General features: G+C 69.9%; 1 protein-coding gene. It reads right to left on the reverse strand.

The window, feature by feature from the left end:
* Nucleotides 1–1,146 (reverse strand): MupA/Atu3671 family FMN-dependent luciferase-like monooxygenase (locus tag VFZ66_21010; GenBank protein HEX6291678.1); only part of this gene is annotated, 1,146 nt, incomplete at both ends.

The raw sequence follows: 1,146 nt of genomic DNA on the forward strand, positions 1-1,146 counted from the left end.
CTCGCGCACCGCCGCGCGGTCCTCGCCGATGTAGGTGTGCAGCATCAGCGTCACCTGCCCCGCCTCCGGATCGTACCCCTGCTCTGCCCGCGCCGCCCGGTACAGCCGGATCTTCTCGGCCACATCTTCGAGCGATTGGCCCAGCAGATGCGTCAGCACATTCGCCCCGCGCTTGCCCGCCGCGATAAACGTCTCCGGGTTGCCCGCCGCCGTGATCCAGATCGGCAGTTCCGCCTGCACCGGCTTCGGAAAGATCTGCACCTCGATCGCGCTGCCCGTGCCGCTCTCCACCGGCAGCGCCTCGCCGCGCCACAGCTTTTGCACCGCCGCGATCCCGTCCGCCGTCGCCTGCTTGCGCTCGGCGTAGCGCTCCGGGAAGAAGGCAAAATCGTTGGCGTGCCAGCCGGAGGCCACCGCGATCCCGACGCGACCGTTGGACAGGTTATCCACCACCGACCACTCTTCCGCGACGCGGAGCGGGTCGTGGAGCGGCAGCACCACGCTGCCCGCGCGGATCTGCACGCGCTCGGTGATCGTCGCAATCGCCGCGCTGGTGATCGCCGGATTGGGATACAGGCCGCCGAACTCGTGGAAGTGGCGCTCCGGCGTCCAGACCGCCGTGAAGCCGTGCCGGTCGGCGAACTTGGCACCCTCGATCAGCAGCCGGTACTTATCGCCCGCCGTCGAGTCGGCGCTGGCAAAGTAGAAGAGGCTAAAGTCGATGGGCCGCTCGCTGCCGGGCGTCGTGGTCTGCGCGGGCATACCGCTGGCGGCGTGCTCGCCCAGGATCACCACGGTCGCGCCCTGCGTCAGCGGCCAGAACAGCTCCAGCACCGAAATATCGAACGAGATGCTGGTCGTCGCCAGCAGCGTGTCGTCCGCCCCGCAGCCGAGCTGCTGCTGCATCGCGCTGACGAAGTTGACCACGCTGCCATGCGGCACGAGCACGCCCTTGGGCTGCCCTGTCGAGCCGGAGGTGTAGATCAGGTAGGCGATCTGCTCCGGCGCGCGGGCGGCATCGGGGTTGCTGGTGGCGCAGGCGGCGATGGTCGGCCAGGCGCGGTCGAGGACGAGCACCTGGGCGGTGGTGGCGGGCAGGCGGTCGGCGACGCGCGCCTCGGTGAGCACGACGACGGGCGCGGCATC

The organism is Herpetosiphonaceae bacterium (genome assembly GCA_036374795.1).
Lineage (GTDB): Bacteria > Chloroflexota > Chloroflexia > Chloroflexales > Kallotenuaceae > LB3-1.